The sequence below is a fragment of the Streptomyces sp. WM6378 genome, from assembly GCF_001279695.1.
Lineage (GTDB): Bacteria > Actinomycetota > Actinomycetes > Streptomycetales > Streptomycetaceae > Streptomyces.
In genome coordinates, this window is the sequence record NZ_LGDD01000155.1 from 31,718 (window position 1) to 49,759 (window position 18,042).

The window sequence follows — 18,042 nt, forward strand, 5'->3', positions numbered from 1 at the left end:
GTGTGGTTCGCGTGCGGGTTCAGCGGGTTCAGAGGAAGAGCGGGACCGGGTTGAGGTCCTCGTACGGGGTCGGCGCGGCCAGTCTGCCGAGCTGCACCGGGACGTCGAAGAGGCGTCCGGGGGCGTAGCGGGCCCAGTGCGGTCTGAGTCCGGGCACCACGACCTTGACCACCGGCAGGCCGACGTCGGGCCGCGTCTGGTCGAGTACGAGGAGTTCCATCCCCTTGCCGCGCAGCAGCCCTACGACCGCCTCGATGTCCTCGTACAGGTCGTCGTTCGGAGTGTAGGGGTGCGTGTCCGGGCCCGTCGGGGCGCAGTCCGCGGGGAGGAGATACGGGTGGTCTTCCACGGTCGCCGTACGCAGCCATTCGCGTACGTCGGGGTCCTCGGCGGCCGCGCGGGAGACGCTGCCGTCGGGTGCCACCACGTGCGGCATCATCTGGTTCAGCTCGGTCAGGGCGCGGCGCAGCGCGATCGCGGGGTCGAAGTGGGCACCGAAGCCGAACATGATGTCCTGCCGCTGCCCGGGTTCGGCGCCGACAATCCTCGACAGTGCGGCCATGACCGGGATGCCGAGGTCGGCGGTCAGGTCGAGGACCCACACCTCACGGTCCAACGAGGCGTGCACACGCTTGAGTTCACTGATCCACGGGTCGTCGAAGGCGTCGAGGTCCACGGCGGGGTGGCGGGTGCGGTTGTACCACCACAGGGCCAGCGCGTCGCGCTCGACGAGTTCGAGGAAGCCCTGGAGTACGGCGTCCTCCACCGTTCCGCCGGCTGCGGTGCCGTTCGAGGTGGCCAGGCAGGAGAAGGCGCCGGGCGGCTGGGGCACGCCGTAGTAGAGCAGCGCGGTCGGGAGCAGCTTGTGCCGCTGCTCGGTCACCGACCACAGCGGTGTCCAGTCGGTCGCCGTGTCCTCCTCGAAGGGGTCGGCCACGTACTGGAACGGGCCGTGCACCTCATTCCATGCATCGCGGCCGGTGAACTGCCGCTCGTCGTAGAGCTGGACCGTGTTGGGGTGGATGGCATCGGCGGCCAGTTCGCGGTAGCTGCCGCGGACCGTGGCCTCGCCGCCCTCGAAGTGGCCGGAGTGGCGTTCGAGGGCCTCGGCGAGGGCGCTGACCCTGGCCTGGATCTCGGTGGCACCCTTGCCGCCGCAGGAGGCACGCAGTCCGCCGCGTATCGCGCCGAGACCCTGGTTCCCCGCAGCCGGGTTGAGGCCCGCGGAGAAGGAGTTGAAGAATCCCGGGCCGCATTCGTTGCGCACTATGTCGCGCACCAGCCCAGTCACCGGATCGACCAAGTGGCCGAAGCGGTCCAGAAGTTGCTGAGGCGTGAGACTGCGATGGCCGTTTCCGTTGGTGTCCCGCTTGATCCGCGAGCGCAGCACGATCGGGGCCTGCACCTGGGCGGTGGTCATCGCGGGCTCGCCGCAGGTCGGGCACTGCGGGCGGCGTACGACGGGGTGGAGTTCCCCGGCGAGGGTGAGACCGTCGAGCGTACGCAGCGCCTGCTGGCTCGCATCGCGGTATCCGGCAAGCCACTTGGCGGCTTCGAGGCCGGCCAGCTGAAGGGCGGCGAGCCGGGCGGCGGGCAGCGTGCAGGAGGGCCGGGGCACCGGGCCCGAGCGGCCCAGCATGCGCTGGACGTGGGCCTCCACCGGGCGGGTCCGCCACAGGCGTTCGGCCAGGCAGGACCAGCAGGGCCCGTCAGGGTCGCCGAAGAAGGGGCCGATCCACATCTCGGTGCCCTCGGTCTTCACCGGCAGCCAGCGTCGGCCCGCGGCGCGGAACTCCGCGTCGATCACGGCGAGTTCGGGGTCGAGATAGTCATCGCAAAGGACAACCGTGAGGTCGGCGGGGTCATTGCCGGTCGCGGTGGTGAGTCCTGCGACGGCGAGGCTCGCGGAGAGTTCGTCCGCGTCCGCGCTGCCGACGGAGGTGACGCGTACAGCGCCGTGGGCCAGGGCGGTCGCCGCCCTTGTTCCGTCCAGTCCTGCTGCTTCCCAGTACGCCTGCTCGGCGGCCTCCTGCGCGGTCACCTGGCGCTCGCGGCCGCACAGCAGCCCGGCGCCGGTCAGCCGCGACACCAGCCGGGCGGCCTGCCCGGAGGGGAGCGAGTCCGCGGTGTCCTGGGCGATGCGCTCCAGGGGGCGGGTGCCGTCGAGGAAGGGGGCGAGGCAGGCGATCTGCTCGCCGTGCAGTGCGGTGACGCGCTGGTCGGAGATCAGGTACACCGCTTCACCGGGCACCTGCTCGACCCGCAGGTGCGGCTTGAACCCCAGGAGCGGGGCGGCGGTCTGGACGGCCCCCATCAGACGGTGCGCCGGGCGGTCTCGGCGGTGGCCGACACCGGTATCTGGGTGACGCCGGAGCCCCAGCTGGCATACGCGGGCTGGCTCAAAACGGCGTACCGCCCGAACTCCTCGATCACAAGATCATCACTGACGGACACTGCGAGGCCGATGTTCGCGTTCATAGGTCTTCCCCCAGGCAGACAGCTGTTGAAGGCGAGGGGGACCTGACCCCCTGGCCGTCGCCCCTTGAGTTCTGGTCGAGGCGACGTCCAGAACTCTGCCGGGTCGGCCTAATCCGCCCCAGTGCCGCGGTCACGGGATGCACATGAAACTTTCATACCCGGCCCCAGGACACTCACATGCCGGGTTCAGGAGCCCGGCACTGCCGTAAGTCGGGGCTGGGTGACAGCTTTTGAGGGTGCTTGGAGCCGGGTCCGAAAACCATCGGGTCATCCGGCAGATCCGACCCCGGAGGAATCCCATGGAGATCAAGGTTCTCGGTCCGCTCATGGCCGAGTCGGGCGGCACGTCGGTCGTCCCGAGCGCCGGCAAGCCCCGGCAGATACTGGCGCTGCTCTCGGTGTACGCCAACCAGGTCATGCCGGTGCCGACGCTGATGGAGGAGATCTGGGGGGCCGACATGCCCCGCAGCGCGCTGACCACCTTGCAGACGTACATCCTTCAGCTGCGCCGGCTGATCGCGGGAGCGCTCGGCCCGGACAGCCCCTACACCGCACGTGAGGTGCTCGCCACCCGGCACGGTGGCTACCTCCTCGAAGTGACGCCGGGTGCGGTGGACGTGCACGAGTACGACCGTCTGGTGGCCACCGGGCGCGGTGCCGCCGAGCGCGGTGACGACGAGAGCGCCGCCGCGCTCTACCGCGAGGCGCTCGGCATGTGGCGCGGTCCGGCCCTGGTCGACGTCCGCCTCGGCCCGCTGCTCGAAATCGAGCTGGTGCGCCTGGAGGAGAGCCGGCTCGGTGTGCTTGAGCAGCGCATCGACTCCGACCTGCGGCTCGGGCGACACATGCAACTGCTCGCCGAGCTCACTTCTCTGACGGCTCGTCACCCTCTGCACGAGGGCCTGCACGCCCAGTGCATGGTGGCGCTGTACCGCTCGGGCCGGCAGTGGCAGGCGCTGGACGTGTTCCAGAACCTGCGGCGCGGGCTCGCCGACGAGCTGGGGCTCGACCCCTCGGCGCGGCTCCAGCAGCTGCACCGCGCGGTGCTCGCCGGTGACCCGGCGCTCGACTCGCACCTGGCCGGGCGTCGCCCGGTGCTCGACCTCTTCGCCGCCTGAGCGGCGCGCGGGCGGCCCGACCGCCCGGCAGCAACGCGTCCGGACCCCGCCCTCTCCCCCCACAGGGCGGGGTCCGACGCGTGCGTGGCTCGATCCGGCCTCTAGGCGATCGACGCACAGTGCCCCCCGAACGTCGCCAACGACACTGGGGGTTACCTTGCGAGTCATCGATCTGTCGTCGCCCGTGGACGCGGCCGGCTGGGAGCCGGACCCGATCGTCCACGAGATCATGACGCCCGCCGAGGGCGCCGCGCACATGGCGGCGGAGATGAAGGAGCACTTCGGGCTCGACTTCGATCCGGCCGACCTGCCCGGGGGCGAACTCCTGTCCCTGGACACCCTCACCCTGACCAGCCACACCGGTACGCACGTGGACGCGCCCTCGCACTACGGCTCGGTCGGCGACTACGGGCGGCCCCGGCACATCGACGAGATGCCGCTGGACTGGTTCCTGCGTCCGGCCGTCGTGCTCGACGTGAGCGATGTGGGCATCGGCGCCATCGGCGTGGAGCGCATCGAGAAGCAGATCGCCGAGATCGGGTACACCCCGCAGCCGCTCGACATCGTCATGCTGCACACGGGGGCCTCACAACACTCCGGTACGCCGCGGTACTTCACCGATTTCGCCGGCCTCGACGGCGCCGCCACCGACTACCTGCTCGACCTCGGGGTGCGTGTCATCGGCACCGACGCCTGGAGCCTGGACGCGCCCTTCGGGCACATGATCCGTACCTTCCAGGAGACCGGCGACAAGTCCGTCCTGTGGCCGGCTCACTTCGCCGGCCGGCGCCGTGAGTACTGCCAGGTCGAGCGGCTCGCCCAGCTCGACACGCTGCCCACGCACGGCTTCCGGGTGTCCTGCTTCCCCGTGAAGATCGCCGGAGCGGGGGCGGGCTGGACCCGGGCCGTCGCCCTGATCGACGAATGAGAACCGAGAGCGCCGCACGGGAAGACACCGTGACGCCCTGGTTGTTCTGCTTCCACCACGCGGGCGCCGGGATCTCCTCCTTCGCCAAGTGGCAGAAGATCCTCGGCGACACGGCCGAGGTGGTGCCGGTGCTCCTTCCGGGCCGCGGGCCGCGCGCCAAGGAGGCGCGGATCACCGACGCCACTGAACTGATGAACGAGCTGAGGGAGTTGATCACTCCGCTCCTCGACCGGCCCTACCTCCTGTACGGGCACAGCCTCGGCGGTCTGGTCGCGCACGCGCTGACCCGGACCCTGGAGGACGACGGGCTGCTGCCGCCGGCCCGCCTGGTGATCGGCGCCGTACCGCCGCCGCATCTGCGCAACACGCTGCTGCGCGGGGCGCGCCTGCCCGACCACGAACTCATCGATCTGCTGGTCGACTTGGAGGCGGCGCCGCCGGAGGCCGCCGGGCGGGACCGTTCGCTGTGGCAGCGCCAGGTCATCCCGGCGCTCCGCGACGATCTGCGCCTGGGCGAGGCGCTGTGCCAGGTCAACGCCGACATGGCGGTCGGTACGCCGCTGATGGCGCTTGCCGGGCGGGACGATCCGATCGCGCCGCTGTGGGAGGTGGCCGAGTGGGCCGACTACTCGGTGACCCGCTTCCGGCTCCAGACGCTGCCCGGCGGCCACTTCTTCGTACGCGAGCGCGTGGTGCCCGAGCTGCTGCGCGAAGTGGCCCTTGAGCTGCGGGAGTCGCTCAAGGGGAAGTACGACGGCGAGTCGAGCGGGCGTCAAGAGGGCGGGACGAGACTCCTTCCAACAGCGGATCTCACAGCGGACCTATCAGAGAGGTGACGCAGCCGTGCTGCACATTCCCGGGGCGCACCCCCAGGCCCAGCCCAACGAGGGGGACAGGTGAGCCGACGCGTAGTCATCACCGGAATCGGTGTGGTCGCCCCCGGGGGCGTTGGCACCAAGGAGTACTGGTCCCTGCTGACCGCGGGTCGCACCGCGACCAGGGCCGTCTCGCTCTTCGACGCTTCGGCCTTCCGGTCGAAGATCGCCGCCGAGGTGGACTTCGACCCGGTCGCCCAGGGTCTTACCGAGGAGCAGGCCGGACGCCTCGACAGGGCCGCCCAGTTCGCGCTGGTCGGCGCCCGTGAGGCCGTCTCGGACAGCGGCCTGGACATGGCCGGCGTCGACCCCTTCCGCACCGGCGTCACCATCGGCAGCGCGGTCGGCGCGACCACCGGGCTCGACTACGAGTACGCGGCGGTCAGCAACAACGGCGCCGAGTGGCTGGTCGACCACGAGCGGGCCGTGCCGCACCTGTACGACTACTTCGTGCCGAGCTCGTTCGCGGCCGAGGTGGCCTGGGAGTTCGGCGCGCAGGGTCCCACGGCCGTGGTCTCCACCGGCTGCACCTCGGGCCTGGACTCGGTCGGCCACGCCGTCGAGCTGATCCGTGAGGGCAGCGCCGACGTCATGATCGCCGGGGCCACCGAGGCGCCGATCTCGCCGATCTCGGTCGCCTGCTTCGACGCCATCAAGGCTACCTCGAACCGCAACGACGAGCCGGAGACCGCCTCGCGGCCCTTCGACAAGTCCCGCAACGGCTTCGTGCTCGGCGAGGGCAGCGCCGTGTTCGTGCTTGAGGAGTACGAGCAGGCCGTGGCGCGCGGCGCGCACATCTACGCCGAGATCGCCGGGTTCGCCTCGCGCTCCAACGCGTACAACATGACGGGCCTGCGGGCCGACGGCGCGGAGATGGCCGAAGCCATCGGCGCCGCGCTCGACGAGGCCGGGATCCCCGGCACCGACATCGACTACATCAACGCGCACGGCTCGGGCACCCTGCAGAACGACCGGCACGAGACGGCCGCGTTCAAGAAGAGCCTCGGCGACCACGCGTACGCGACGCCCGTCTCCTCCATCAAGTCGATGATCGGGCACTCGCTCGGCGCCATCGGCTCCCTGGAGATCGCCGCGTCCGCCCTTGCCATCGAGCACGGCATGGTGCCGCCCACCGCGAATCTGCACGAGGCCGACCCCAAGTGCGACCTCGACTACACGCCGATCCACGCCCGCGAGCGGGACATCAACACGGTGCTCAGCGTGGGCAGCGGCTTCGGCGGATTCCAGAGCGCGATCGTGCTCACCAAGCCCGAGCGGAGGAAGACGGCATGACGAGCGAGCTGCTCGAACGTACGGCGGTGCGCTCCGCCACCGCGGTGTTCACCGGGATCGGCGTCACCGCCCCCAACGGCCTCGGTACGGACGCCTGGTGGCGGGCGACGGTGGCGGGCGAGAGCGGCATCCGTCCGGTCTCCCGCTTCGACGCCTCCGGCTACCCTTCCACGCTGGCGGGCGAGGTGCCCGGCTTCGACGCCGAGGAGCACATCCCGAGCCGGCTCCTTCCGCAGACCGACCACATGACGCGGCTCGCGCTGACCGCGGCCAAGGAGGCCCTGGAGGACTCGGGCGCCGACCCGGCCGAGATGCCGCAGTACTCGGCGGGCGCGGTCACCGCGGCCTCCGCGGGCGGCTTCGAGTTCGGCCAGCGCGAGCTCCAGGCGCTGTGGAGCAAGGGCGGCCAGTACGTCTCCGCGTACCAGTCGTACGCCTGGTTCTACGCCGTCAACACCGGCCAGATCTCCATCCGGCACGGTCTTCGCGGCCCCAGCGGCGTGCTGGTCACCGAGCAGGCGGGCGGCCTCGACGCGGTCGCCCAGGCGCGGCGCCAGCTGCGCAAGGGCAGCAAGCTCATCGTCACCGGCGGGGTGGACGGCGCGGTCTGCCCCTGGGGCTGGACGGCGCAGCTCGCCGGCGGCCGGATGAGCCCGGTCGCCGACCCGGCGCGCGCGTTCCTGCCGTTCGACAGCGAGGCCAGCGGTTACGTCGCCGGTGAGGGCGGCGCCATCCTCGTCCTGGAGGACGCCGAGGCGGCCCGCGAGCGCGGCGCCCGGATCTACGGACAGCTCTCGGGTTACGCCGCCACCTTCGACCCGGCACCGGGCCGCGGCGGCGAGCCGGGCCTGCGCCGAGCGGCCGAACTCGCCCTCGCCGAGGCCGGGTTGAGCGCCTCCGACGTGGACGTCGTCTTCGCGGACGCGTCCGGGGTGCCCGAGCTCGACCGCCAGGAGGAGGCGGCGCTGACCGCGCTGTTCGGCCCCCGCGGCGTGCCGGTGACGGCCCCCAAGACCATGACGGGCCGGCTGTCGGCCGGCGGCGCCTCCCTCGACCTGGCGGCGGCGCTGCTCTCCATCCGGGACGCGGTGATCCCGCCGACCGTGAACGTCACGTCCCCGGTCGCGGCCGACGCGCTCGACCTGGTCACCGAGGCCCGGCGCGGCCCGGTCCGTACCGCACTCGTCCTGGCCCGCGGGACCGGCGGCTTCAACGCCGCGGCCGTCGTGACCGCGGCGAACTGAACTCCCATTTGTTGGCATTGAGAGAGGCGAGCTTCATGAATCTCAAGGAACTGACCACGCTGCTGCGCGAGTGCGCCGGTGTCGGCGAGGGGATCGACCTGGACGGTGACGTCCTGGACGTGCCGTTCGACGACCTGGGGTACGACTCGCTGGCGATCCTCCAGGTGACGGGGGTCATCGAGCGGGACTACCAGATACAGCTGTCCGACGACACGGTTGCGGAGGCGGCCACGCCTCGGCTGTTGCTGGAGTTCATCAACGAGTGCCTGTCGTCTACGGCGGCGGCGTAGCCCCTCCGGGGTTCCCTGTGCAATCGGCTGCCCACCCTTTACGGGGTGCGGCGGCCGTTTGCGTTGCCCGGGATGCCCCCCGCGAGGCAACCCCCTGGGGAGTTTGCCCACCCGCCCGCCCGTGCAGGGGGTCTGGGGCTGAGCCCTGGGGCTGAGCCCCAGACCCCCTGAGGGGCTGCGCCCCTCGAACCCCCGCCGGGGGCTCCGCCCCCTGCACCCCCGTTCGCGCCTGAACGGCGCTCGGCCTCAAACGCCGGCCGGGCTGGGGATGCCTGCATGGGCATCCTGCCGAGGTCAACCCTGATAGGAGCGCGGGAACTGCGCGAGCAACCACCCACGGTCCGCAGCCGAACACTTACCCCCGGCGGGTTTCGGGAAGGGGTGGGGCGGAGCCCCAGCGCACGTCGCCGGGCCGCACGCACAGAAGTGCCCGCACGCCGGGGGATTGCGTGCGGGCACTCGTTCTGGGGTGGGTCAGACCAGGTCGTCCCGGGTGATCTGGCGGTCCTCGATCTGCCAGGCGCCCTCGACCCGCACGATGCGGTCCTCGCACAGCGTGCTGGCCTTGATCTCGGGACGTCCGCCCCGCGGCGTCTCGATGACCAGGGCGTAGCAACGCGCGTTCACCGCGCCGTCGGTGACGCCCTCGACCGAGACCATGCCCAGCCAGTGCCGACGCTGGACGCCGGCCTTGGCGTACGCCTCGGTGGCGGCGGCCGCGGCCGCGGTGATGGCCTCACGGCCCACCGCCGGGACCGGCTGCGCGTTGGCGGCGAACACACCGTCGGTGGTGAAGGTGTGGGCCCACTCCTCGACCTTGCCGTCGTCGAGCAGATGCATCTGCTGCGCGTAGAACTGCTGGATCTCCGTGTACAGCCCGGCGGTGGTGGCGGCCTGCGGCAGCTCGGTGACGCTCATGGGGGTCCTCTCCTCCTGGATCTTCCTGCTCCCTGAGCATCACGGCCCCCGCTCGACCCGCGCTGGTGCGCCGGTGGGGGGCCGGAGCCCCGCGAAGGGGTCCAGCCCCGCTCGATACCCGTTCGAGTGCACCGGCGCACGTTGGCCCCCGTACACCAACCCACCCGAGGAGATTCGTATGACTCAGCCCAAGGTCACCAGCGAGCGCCGGGTCGCGCTCATCACCGGGGCGACCAGCGGGATCGGTCTGGCGTCGGCGCGGGCGCTCGGCGCGGCCGGGCTCGCGGTGTTCATCTGCGCGCGCAGCGCCGAGTCCGTGGAGCTCACCGTGAAGGAGCTCCGTGAGGAGGGCCTGGAGGTGTCCGGCGCGACCGCCGACGTCCGCAGCCCCGAGTCCGTCAAGGAGCTCGTGGCCGCCGCCGTCACCGCGTACGGCCGCGTCGACGTCGTCGTCAACAACGCCGGCCGCAGCGGCGGCGGCGTGACCGCCGACGTGTCGGACGAGCTGTGGGAAGACGTCATCGACACCAACCTGAACAGCGTGTTCCGGGTGACCCGCGAGGCGCTGAACGCCGGCGGGATGCGCGAGCGCGGCTGGGGCCGGATCATCAACATCGCCTCCACCGCCGGCAAGCAGGGCGTGGTGCTCGGCGCCCCCTACTCCGCGTCGAAGCACGGCGTGGTCGGCTTCACCAAGGCGCTCGGCAACGAGCTCGCCCCCACCGGCATCACCGTGAACGCCGTCTGCCCCGGCTACGTCGAGACGCCGATGGCGCAGCGCGTGCGGCAGGGCTACGCCGAGGCGTACGACACCTCCGAGGACGCGATCCTCGCCAAGTTCACCTCGAAGATCCCGCTCGGCCGCTACTCCACCCCCGAGGAGGTCGCCGGTCTGGTCGGCTACCTGGCCACCGACACCGCCGCCTCGATCACCGCGCAGGCCCTCAACGTCTGCGGCGGCCTCGGCAACTTCTGACCCCGAGGGGTCGACCGGCCCCGACGACGAGCCCGACGGCTCCCCCAACTCCCCTATCACTTAAGGAAGTTACCCCGTGTCCGTGACCGGAACGAAGCACCACACCCTCCACAGCGTCGCCGTCGCCGCCCCCGCCGAGGTCGTGTACGGGATCGTCGCCGATGTCACCAAGTGGCCGCAGTACTTCGGCCCCAACGTGCACGTCGAGCACCTGGAGCGGGACGACCGCGCCGAGCGCATCCACATCTGGGCGACCGCCAACGGCGCCGTCAAGAACTGGATCTCGCGCCGCACCTTCGACCCGCAGCGTCTGCGGGTCGACTTCCGCCAGGAGGTCTCGACGCCGCCGGTGGCGGGCATGGGCGGCGCCTGGGTGGTCTCCCCCGTGGACGCCGAGACCTCGCTGCTCGAACTCCACCACGACTTCGAGGCCGTCGACGACGCCCCGGACGCCGTGGACTGGATCAACTCGGCGGTGGACCGCAACAGCGCGGCCGAGCTGAACAACATCAAGGAACTCGCCGAGCGGCACGCCCAGTTGGACGAGCTGGTCTTCACCTTCGACGACACCGTGCACATGGACGCCGACGCTGCTGATGTATTCGACTTCCTGAACCGGGCCGACCTGTGGCCCGAGCGCCTGCCGCACGTCGCGCGTCTCGACCTGACCGAGGACGAGCCCGGTGTGCAGGTCATGGCGATGGACACCAGCACCGCCGACGGTTCGGTGCACACCACCGAGTCGATCCGCGTCGTCTTCGCGCCGGACCGCATCGTCTACAAGCAGACCACCGTGCCCGGACTCATGACCGCCCACACCGGTCGCTGGACCATCGTCGAGGTCGAGGGCGGCGTCGATGTGACCTCCCGGCACACCGTCACGCTGCGGACCGACACCATCGAGAAGTACCTCGGTGAAGGCAAGACCGTCGCCGACGCCCGCGCCTATGTGCACCGCGCGCTGTCCACCAACTCGACCAACACCCTGAAGCTGGCCCGCACTTACGCGGAGGCGCTCCGTGGCTGACACCCTGCCCGAGGTGCCCGACCGGCTCGACCAGCTGCTTTCCCGGGCCGCCGCCGCGCACCCCGCGCGGCGCGCCGTCGTCACCGACGACTTCGCGATGGACTACGCCACCTTCGACGCCCGGGTCACCGCCGTCGCCGCCGGGCTCCAGGCGCTCGCGCCCGAGCCCACGGTCGTGGCGGTGGGCACCGTCCTTCACCCGGACGTCGCCGTCGCGTACTACGCGGCCGTGCGGGCCGGGCACACCGTGGCCGTGGTCAACCCGCTGCTGCGCGAGGACGACCTGCTGCACGTGCTCGGTCTCGGCGGGGCCCGCGTGGCCCTGCTCGACACCGGTCTGAACGCGCGCCTGGAGCAGGTCCGCGACCGGCTGCCCGAGCTGCGCGAGGTCGTCCTGATCGGCGCCGGTACCGACGGTCTCGACTCACTCGCCTCCGACCGGCCCCTTGCCGCCCACGGCAAGGGGCCCGGGGACACCGCCGCCCTCCAGTTCACCAGCGGAACCACCGGGCGCCCCAAGGCCGTTCGGCTCAGCCACCGCAACGTGACCGTCAACGCGGCGCAGATCGCCCAGGCGCACCGGCTCGACGGCGACACGGTCAGCCTGAACCACCTGCCGACCTACCATCCGATGCACCTCAACTCGGCCATCGCCGCAGGCGCGACGCAGGTCCTGTGCGCCTCGCCGGAGCCGTACGCCGCGCTGATGACCGCCAACCGGCATCGGGCGACGATCCTGTACAGCCTGCCGGTGCGGCTCGCCCGGCTCGCGGCCGACCCGGATCTGGACTCCGTCTCGATGACGTCCGTGCGGCGGATCGCCTCCGGTGGGTCCGGCCTTCCGGTGCCGGCCGCGCGCCGCCTGTCCAAGCGGTTCGGCGTGCCGGTCTTCCAGGGGTACGGGCTCGCCGAGACCTCCCCGCTGACCCACAGCGACGACCCGGACCACCCGGTGCACGGCTCGGTCGGCACCCCGGTCGCCGGGACCGAGTGCCGGGTCGTCGACATCGACTCGCGCGCGGTGCTCGCGCCGGGCGGCGTCGGCGAGGTGCAGCTGCGCGGCCCGCAGGTGATGCAGGGGTACGCGGGCGGGCCCGACGGCACCGGCCTTGAGCCGGACGGCTGGCTGAGCACCGGCGACGTCGGCCGGATCGACGAGGACGGCCGGCTGTTCCTGGTGGACCGCCTCAAAGACGTCTTCAAGTGCGACAACTTCCTGGTCGCGCCCTCGGACGTGGAGCGCGTGCTGCGCCGCGACCCGCGGGTCGCCGACGTCGTCGTGGTCGAGCTGGCCGATGTCGAGCACGGCGCGGTCGCGGGCGCCCTCGTGGTGCTCGCCGGCGCGCACCCTGACGACCTCGCCGATGTCATCGCGCAGGCCAATGACGCCCTGCCGTACTACCAGCACGTACGCGACGCCATGACGCTCGACGCGATCCCGCGCTCGGGCAACGGAAAGATCCAACGACGGGTGCTTGCCGAGCAGTTGACACATCGTCAGCCCGTCGCAAGCTGAGCCGGAGAGGCACCGCATGTCCTTCACCGTCATCAACACGTTCACGCTGCTCGACCCGGCGGGCGCCGAGGAGTTCGAGGCCCGCTTCCTGGCCCACGTGGAGTGGATGCGCGCCCAGCCGGGCTTCCTCGCCCACCAGGCGGTCCGCTCGGCCGGCCGGCCCGAGGTGTACGTCAACCTCGGCTGGTGGGAGCGGCCCGAGGACTTCCAGAAGGTCCTCGCGAGCGCCACGTTCCAGGAGCACGCCGAGGAATTCCACAAGATCGTCTCTGTGGAGGCCGACCCCTCGATGGGGCTCGCGCGCTTCGACGGCGTCGCGGGCGAGCCCGGCGACGTGCTCTTCGTGGACTTCTTCACCGTCGAAGCCGGCAACGCCGACAGCTCCGACACCACCGACGCCTTCGTCGGGGCCTACCGCGCCCATGCGCAGGCGGCCGCCGCCTTGGACGGCTTCGTCGCCGCCGACCTCGCCAAGTCGCTGTTCGCCCGGCCCGGCGGGTTCACCGCGCTCACCCGCTGGCGCGACGCGGAAGCCGCGCTCGCGGCGACCGCCCTGCCCGAGTACGCGGCGCTCGCCGCGCTCGCCGAGGTGCGCACCGTGCCCGCCGCCCACGTCGCGGGCAACCGCGCCGAGCTCGCCCCGGCCGGGGCCTGACGGCTCGGGAGGCGGGCCCCGCCCGGAACAGAAGGGATTCACCATGGAGTACCGCCGTCTCGGTGCCTCGGGACCGGTGGTCAGCCGGGTCGCGTTCGGGAACTCGCTGACCGCGGGCAACCAGCTGGACGACCGGGCCGCCTCCGCCTGCGTGCGGGCCGCCCTCGACGCGGGCATCACCACGTTCGACACCGCCGACGCGTACGCCGAGGGCCGGGCCGAGGAGCACCTCGGCCGGGCCCTCGCGGGCGTCGACCGGGACGCCGTCGTGATCTGCACCAAGGTCGGCAGGGGCGGCGGGCCCGGCCCGGGCGCGCTGTCGCGGACCCGTATCGCCGAGAGCCTGGACGCCTCGCTGCGCCGCCTCGGCACCGGGCACATCGACCTGTACCAGGCGCACCTGTACGACGACTCGACGCCGCTCGAAGAGACCATGAGCGCCTTCGCGGACGCCGTGGCCGCGGGCAAGGTCCGTTACGTCGGTGTCTCGGAGTGGGCCGCCGACGAGATCGAGCGGGCCGCGGAACTCGCCCGCGACCTTGGCATCGAGCTGGTCTCGAACCAGCCGCAGTACTCGATGCTGTGGCGGGTCATCGAGGCCGAGGTCGTCCCGGCGTGCGCGCCGCTCGGCATCGGGCAGATGGTCTGGTCGCCGCTGGCCGGCGGCGTACTGACCGGAAAGTACAAGCCGGGGCGGCAGGCGCCCGCGGGCTCCCGGGCGGTGGCCGCCAAGGGCGGAGACGTCTCGATCCAGCGCTACCGCTTCCTGTCGGACGAGGTCCTGACCGCCGTCGGCCGCGTCGCCGAGCTGGCCTCGGAGACCGATCTGACGATGCCTCAACTCGCCCTGGCCTGGGTGCTGCGGAACGCCCAGGTCGCCACGGCCGTCATCGGGGCCTCCGCGCCCGAGCAGATCGGCCGCAACCTCGCGGCCGCCGAGGCCGTGCTCGACCCGGAGCTGCTCGCCCGGATCGACGCGGCGCTCGGCCCCGTCGTGGTCACCGACCCCGGGCTGACCCTGAGCCGCATGCTCCGGGCGAAGGCCGCCGCCACCCCCTCCCCCGCCACCCTCTGAGAGGTACTGCGATGAGCACTTCCACGACCGACAGGGAGATCCACCGGACGCGTGCCGGCATCGAGATCGACGCCTCGGCGGACACCGTCTACCGGGCGCTGACCGATGTGGCCGACTGGCCGCTGCTCTACCCCTGGATCGCGCACACCGAGACCCTGAGCCAACAGGGCCAGGACGACGAGGTGAAGTTCTGGGCGGTGCGCCCGGGCCCCGAGGGCGGCCTGCGCATCTGGACGTCCCGGCGCACCCTGGACCCGGTGGCGCTGCGCATGGACTTCGCACAGCAGGGCTCGGTGGGCCCGATCAAGGAGCTCGGCGGCACCTGGGACTTCCTGCCCCGCCCCGACGGCGGCTGCCGGGTGGTGTCCGGGCACTGGTTCACCACGGACGCGGACCCCGCGGAGACGGCGGGCGAGCTCGACCGGCACGGCGGGCTCCAGATGCGCACCCTCAAGTCCAAGACGGAGCGGCCCGGTTCGCTGACCTCCGACGTGATCCGGGTCGAGGACAGCGCGGTCCTGTCCGGCTCGGTCGCCTCGGTGCACGCCCGGCTCCTGGACGCGCTGCCGTGGCGCGACGGCGAGGAGAGCGCCTGGTTCGGCACCCAGGACGACGCGCCGACCGTGCAGATCGAGCACGGCGGCCACACCCTCGTACAGAAACTGCTCACGCCGCCCGCGCCGGCCGAGCTCTACCGGCGCCGCTGGCGTCTGGTGGAGGCGCCCGGCGGGGTCCTGGTGACGGCGGACGTGCTCGCCGTCGCCCCGACCGGCCGCGACCGGGTCCTTGAGATTGCCACCACCGACGTGCGCTTGGCGCTCGCGCTGGCCGGGCAGCGATGACCGCGGCCGCCGAGGAGGTCCGCGCGGGGGCCCGCACCGACGAGGAGCACCGCAGTGACGTGTGCGTCGTCGGGGCGGGCCCCGCCGGTCTGACCCTCGCACTGCTGCTGCTCAAGTCCGGGGTGCGGGTGAGCGTGGTGGAGCGTTCGCGCTCGCACCAGCGGGAGTTCCGCGGCGAGATCCTCCAGCCGGGCGCGATGACGGTCCTGGACCGGCTCGGCGTGCTCGCCGGGGCCCGCGAGCGCGGCTGCCACGAGCACGACCGCTTCCGCCTGGTGGAGCAGGACCGGGTCCTGCTGGACATCGACTACCGGGCGCTGCCGGCCCCGTACGACCACCTGCTGTCCATCCCGCAGTCCCACCTGTTGACCGAACTCCTGCTGCGCTGCGCCGAGTTCCCCGACTTCGAGTACGTGGACGGCTGCCGCGTCAACGCGCTGCTGCGCGACGAGCGGGGCCGGGTCACCGGGGCCGCCGCCGACGGGCACGTCTTCCACAGCAAGATCGTGGTCGGCGCCGACGGGCGGTTCTCCAAGGTGCGCCGGCTCGCCGGCATCGAGGCGGGCCGCAGCGAGGCCTTCGACCAGGACGTGCTGTGGTTCAAGCTGACCAGGGACGAGCCCGAAGTCAGCCACGACGTACGGGTGTTCAGGAGCGCGGGCACCAGCCCCGTGCTCGCGTACGGGTCCTGGCCCAACCGGATCCAGGTCGGCTGGACGCTGCCGCACGGCGGCTACAAGAACGTGGTCGCCGAGGGCCTCGGCCACGTCAAGGCGCAGCTGTCGAAGGCGGTGCCGGCGTACGCGGACCTGATCGAGGAGCAGATCACCTCGCTGCGCGACCTCAGCCTGCTCGACGTGTTCTCCGGGCGCGCCGAGCGCTGGGCCACCGACGGCCTGGTCCTGATGGGCGACGCGGCGCACACGCACAGCCCGATCGGCGCGCAGGGCATCAACCTGTCGGTGCAGGACGCGGTCGTCCTGCACCCGCTCCTTGTCGAGTCAGTGGGCCGGGGGGATGCGAGCGCGGCGTTCCTGGCCCGCTTCGAGGAGCGCCGGGCACCCGACATCGCGACGATGATGCGGCTCCAGGGCATGCAGTCCAAGGCGATGCTGTCGACCGGCACGTTCGCGACGCGGGTGCGCCCGAAGCTCGCGGCCGTCGTCAAGCACACCCCGGTCTACCGCAAGGTGCTGCGCACCATCGCGTTCGGCAACCCGTCGATCGAGGTGGCCGAGGGGCTGTTCACCGCCCGCTGAAAAGTACGCGACGCGAAAGGCGGGCCGGGTCTCGAAGACCCGGCCCGCCTTTCGGTGTGCGGTGGTTCGCGGTGCTCAGACGGTGGCGACCGCTGTGCGGGCCGAGTCGACGACCGCCTTGTACAGACCGCCCTTGACCTCGGCGTGCACGGCCATGGTCTTGGCGTCGGCGGCCATCTCGGGGCTCTGCAGGACCGGCAGGTAGGCCTGGGGGCCGCTCCACCAGCCGATGTTGACGTAGGCGCCGGTCTCGCGGTTGGAGTGGACCAGCTGGTGGCCGAGGAAGCCCTCGTGACCCTTGACGAAGGACAGGTGGCCGAGGAAGGAGCCCTCGAAGGCCTGCTGGTCGGCGCCCTCGCGCAGGGTGAACGTGGTGAGCGCGACGGCCGCGTCCGCGGACGGCACCGCGAGCTCGCCGAGGCCGTCGGCCGCGTCCTGGCCGGCCAGGACCGGGCCGTGCACGCTGGTGATGGCGGCGAGGTAGACGAAGCGGCTGCTGACGGCGGTGAAGAACTGCCAGTCGCCGACGACCGTGCGGTGCGCGTCCGCGTCCCGCCACCAGGTCAGGATGACGAAGTTGTCGGGCTCCTTGATGCCGCGGAGCAGCGCGGTGCGCAGCAGACCGTCCTTGGCGGCGACGGCCTCCTTGTACTTGAGGTAGGCCTTCTCGAACTCGGCGCCCTTCGCCTTGTGCTTCTCCTTGAGGACGAAGTGGGCGACCGCGACGACGGGGCTGTTCTCGCTCATGGGGTGTGACTCCGAATCTGAGTGGGTGTGTGGTTACGCGGTGACCGGCTGGTGCGCATAGGCGTGCACGTACTTGTCGAGGACCGTGCGGTAGTAGTCGGGCCCGAAGCCGAGCCCGTACACCGGCGGCACGAGACGGCAGAGCTTGTCGATGGAGACGGGCTGGGCGCCTGAGGCCTCCACGTAGGACTTCTCGGCGCGGGTGCCGAGCAGGTGCTCCATGTGCGTGACGACGTCCTCGATGTGCGGGGCGTGGCCCGAGGCGACGTTGACGACGTCACGGGTGCGGCCGTCGACGAGCAGCGTGTGCACGATCTTGATGACGTCCTCGACGTCGATCAGGTCGCGCTGCGCGCCGCGGTAGACCTGGATCTCGCCGCTCACCAACTGCCGTACAAGGGCGGGCAGTAGCTGGTGGGCGGGCTGGTTGAAGCCGACGACGTGGGACAGGCGCAGGATCAGGTACTCGACGTCCGAGGACTTGACGACCGCTTCGAGGGAGAGCTTGTGGCGGCCGTACGGGGTCGCCGGGTAGACGGGGCCGTCCTCGCGGCCGGGCGAGGCGTCGGGCACCGAGTACATCCCGGCGGACGCCGTGGAGAAGAACACCAGGCGTTTGCCGGTCTTCTCGCAGTGCCGCAGCACCTCGTACAGGCGCTTGGACTCCCGGGTGTACTGCTCCGGCGGAATGTCACCGGCGGCCGAGACCCCGGCGGCCAGCGCCACCACGTCGGGGTGGTGTCCGGCGATGCCTGCCAGGTGTCCGGCCAGGAAGCCCCTGCCGACTATCTCCATGGGGTG

The 18,042-nt window shown here is 71.7% G+C and carries 18 protein-coding genes; 13 read left to right on the top strand and 5 right to left on the bottom strand.

Annotated features, from left to right (window positions below; translation table 11 throughout):
* Positions 1-28: 28 nt before the first annotated feature.
* Both ADK54_RS14940 and ADK54_RS45970 read right to left on the bottom strand, forming a co-directional pair.
* The gene (locus ADK54_RS14940) at positions 29-2,314 is read right to left on the bottom strand and encodes a TOMM precursor leader peptide-binding protein (protein ID WP_053726112.1); all 2,286 of its coding nucleotides are present in this window, start codon (positions 2,312-2,314) and stop codon (positions 29-31) included.
* A complete protein-coding gene (locus ADK54_RS45970) occupies positions 2,314-2,478 on the bottom strand; it encodes a hypothetical protein (protein ID WP_159047766.1) in 165 nt (54 codons plus the stop codon). Before ADK54_RS45970 ends, ADK54_RS14940 begins: the two co-directional genes overlap by 1 nt.
* Positions 2,479-2,777: 299 nt before the next feature.
* Between ADK54_RS45970 and ADK54_RS14945 the strand changes: the two genes are divergently transcribed.
* The 6 genes from ADK54_RS14945 to ADK54_RS14970 all read left to right on the top strand — a co-directional run bounded on the left by ADK54_RS14945 (position 2,778) and on the right by ADK54_RS14970 (position 8,226).
* Positions 2,778-3,596, top strand: a complete 819-nt coding sequence (locus ADK54_RS14945; RefSeq protein WP_053726113.1) for an AfsR/SARP family transcriptional regulator — start codon at positions 2,778-2,780, stop codon at positions 3,594-3,596.
* Between the two features lie 157 nt (positions 3,597-3,753).
* Positions 3,754-4,524: a cyclase family protein gene (locus tag ADK54_RS14950; protein WP_053726114.1), complete on the top strand. Its 771-nt coding sequence runs from the start codon at positions 3,754-3,756 to the stop codon at positions 4,522-4,524.
* A 29-nt stretch (positions 4,525-4,553) separates the two neighbouring features.
* A complete protein-coding gene (locus tag ADK54_RS14955) occupies positions 4,554-5,360 on the top strand; it encodes a thioesterase II family protein (protein WP_159047767.1) in 807 nt (268 codons plus the stop codon).
* Positions 5,361-5,420: 60 nt separating this feature from the next.
* A complete protein-coding gene (locus tag ADK54_RS14960; protein WP_053726116.1) occupies positions 5,421-6,692 on the top strand; it encodes a beta-ketoacyl-[acyl-carrier-protein] synthase family protein in 1,272 nt (423 codons plus the stop codon).
* Complete coding sequence (locus tag ADK54_RS14965) at positions 6,689-7,936, top strand: ketosynthase chain-length factor (RefSeq protein ID WP_053726117.1); 1,248 nt, start codon at positions 6,689-6,691, stop codon at positions 7,934-7,936. The genes ADK54_RS14960 and ADK54_RS14965 overlap by 4 nt, the downstream gene beginning before the upstream one ends.
* Before the next feature lie 35 nt (positions 7,937-7,971).
* Positions 7,972-8,226 (top strand): acyl carrier protein, encoded by a 255-nt coding sequence (locus ADK54_RS14970; protein WP_053726118.1) that lies wholly within the window; start codon positions 7,972-7,974, stop codon positions 8,224-8,226.
* Positions 8,227-8,700: 474 nt separating this feature from the next.
* Here the strand turns inward: ADK54_RS14970 and ADK54_RS14975 are convergent, their stop codons facing one another.
* Positions 8,701-9,144, bottom strand: a complete 444-nt coding sequence (locus ADK54_RS14975) for a nuclear transport factor 2 family protein (RefSeq protein ID WP_053726119.1) — start codon at positions 9,142-9,144, stop codon at positions 8,701-8,703.
* Positions 9,145-9,322: 178 nt separating this feature from the next.
* On the opposite strand from ADK54_RS14975, the gene fabG reads away from it, so the two are divergent.
* The 7 genes from fabG to ADK54_RS15010 all read left to right on the top strand — a co-directional run bounded on the left by fabG (position 9,323) and on the right by ADK54_RS15010 (position 16,494).
* The gene (gene fabG / locus ADK54_RS14980) at positions 9,323-10,120 is read left to right on the top strand and encodes a 3-oxoacyl-ACP reductase FabG (protein WP_053726120.1); all 798 of its coding nucleotides are present in this window, start codon (positions 9,323-9,325) and stop codon (positions 10,118-10,120) included.
* Between the two features lie 76 nt (positions 10,121-10,196).
* Positions 10,197-11,147 (top strand): aromatase/cyclase, encoded by a 951-nt coding sequence (locus tag ADK54_RS14985; RefSeq protein WP_053726121.1) that lies wholly within the window; start codon positions 10,197-10,199, stop codon positions 11,145-11,147.
* Positions 11,140-12,663, top strand: coding sequence for a class I adenylate-forming enzyme family protein (locus ADK54_RS14990; RefSeq protein WP_053726122.1), 1,524 nt, complete (start codon positions 11,140-11,142; stop codon positions 12,661-12,663). Before ADK54_RS14985 ends, ADK54_RS14990 begins: the two co-directional genes overlap by 8 nt.
* Before the next feature lie 16 nt (positions 12,664-12,679).
* Positions 12,680-13,318, top strand: coding sequence for an antibiotic biosynthesis monooxygenase family protein (locus ADK54_RS14995; protein ID WP_053726123.1), 639 nt, complete (start codon positions 12,680-12,682; stop codon positions 13,316-13,318).
* Positions 13,319-13,361: 43 nt separating this feature from the next.
* Positions 13,362-14,393 carry an aldo/keto reductase gene (locus tag ADK54_RS15000; protein ID WP_053726124.1) on the top strand — a complete coding sequence of 344 codons (1,032 nt, stop codon included), beginning with the start codon at positions 13,362-13,364 and terminating at the stop codon, positions 14,391-14,393.
* A gap of 11 nt (positions 14,394-14,404) precedes the next feature.
* Positions 14,405-15,235 (top strand): aromatase/cyclase, encoded by an 831-nt coding sequence (locus ADK54_RS15005; RefSeq protein ID WP_053726125.1) that lies wholly within the window; start codon positions 14,405-14,407, stop codon positions 15,233-15,235.
* Complete coding sequence (locus ADK54_RS15010) at positions 15,232-16,494, top strand: FAD-dependent monooxygenase (protein ID WP_053726126.1); 1,263 nt, start codon at positions 15,232-15,234, stop codon at positions 16,492-16,494. The genes ADK54_RS15005 and ADK54_RS15010 overlap by 4 nt, the downstream gene beginning before the upstream one ends.
* 75 nt (positions 16,495-16,569) lie before the next feature.
* Here ADK54_RS15010 and ADK54_RS15015 read toward each other — a convergent pair whose 3' ends face one another.
* Together ADK54_RS15015 and ADK54_RS15020 are read right to left on the bottom strand one after the other, a co-directional pair.
* On the bottom strand, positions 16,570-17,241 hold the full coding sequence (locus tag ADK54_RS15015) for an antibiotic biosynthesis monooxygenase family protein (RefSeq protein ID WP_053726127.1): 672 nt from the start codon (positions 17,239-17,241) through the stop codon (positions 16,570-16,572).
* A 33-nt stretch (positions 17,242-17,274) separates the two neighbouring features.
* Positions 17,275-18,036, bottom strand: coding sequence for an NAD-dependent epimerase/dehydratase family protein (locus ADK54_RS15020; protein ID WP_053726128.1), 762 nt, complete (start codon positions 18,034-18,036; stop codon positions 17,275-17,277).
* Positions 18,037-18,042 lie beyond the last annotated feature (6 nt).

Coding starts and splice junctions, on each gene's coding strand:
- ADK54_RS45970 (WP_159047766.1), bottom strand. CDS start 2,478: ATGAACGCGAACATCGGCCTCGCAGTGTCCGTCAGTGATGATCTTGTG.
- ADK54_RS14945 (WP_053726113.1), top strand. CDS start 2,778: ATGGAGATCAAGGTTCTCGGTCCGCTCATGGCCGAGTCGGGCGGCACG.
- ADK54_RS15000 (WP_053726124.1), top strand. CDS start 13,362: ATGGAGTACCGCCGTCTCGGTGCCTCGGGACCGGTGGTCAGCCGGGTC.
- ADK54_RS15010 (WP_053726126.1), top strand. CDS start 15,232: ATGACCGCGGCCGCCGAGGAGGTCCGCGCGGGGGCCCGCACCGACGAG.
- ADK54_RS14965 (WP_053726117.1), top strand. CDS start 6,689: ATGACGAGCGAGCTGCTCGAACGTACGGCGGTGCGCTCCGCCACCGCG.
- ADK54_RS15015 (WP_053726127.1), bottom strand. CDS start 17,241: ATGAGCGAGAACAGCCCCGTCGTCGCGGTCGCCCACTTCGTCCTCAAG.
- ADK54_RS14975 (WP_053726119.1), bottom strand. CDS start 9,144: ATGAGCGTCACCGAGCTGCCGCAGGCCGCCACCACCGCCGGGCTGTAC.
- ADK54_RS15005 (WP_053726125.1), top strand. CDS start 14,405: ATGAGCACTTCCACGACCGACAGGGAGATCCACCGGACGCGTGCCGGC.
- fabG (WP_053726120.1), top strand. CDS start 9,323: ATGACTCAGCCCAAGGTCACCAGCGAGCGCCGGGTCGCGCTCATCACC.
- ADK54_RS15020 (WP_053726128.1), bottom strand. CDS start 18,036: ATGGAGATAGTCGGCAGGGGCTTCCTGGCCGGACACCTGGCAGGCATC.
- ADK54_RS14940 (WP_053726112.1), bottom strand. CDS start 2,314: ATGGGGGCCGTCCAGACCGCCGCCCCGCTCCTGGGGTTCAAGCCGCAC.
- ADK54_RS14970 (WP_053726118.1), top strand. CDS start 7,972: ATGAATCTCAAGGAACTGACCACGCTGCTGCGCGAGTGCGCCGGTGTC.
- ADK54_RS14995 (WP_053726123.1), top strand. CDS start 12,680: ATGTCCTTCACCGTCATCAACACGTTCACGCTGCTCGACCCGGCGGGC.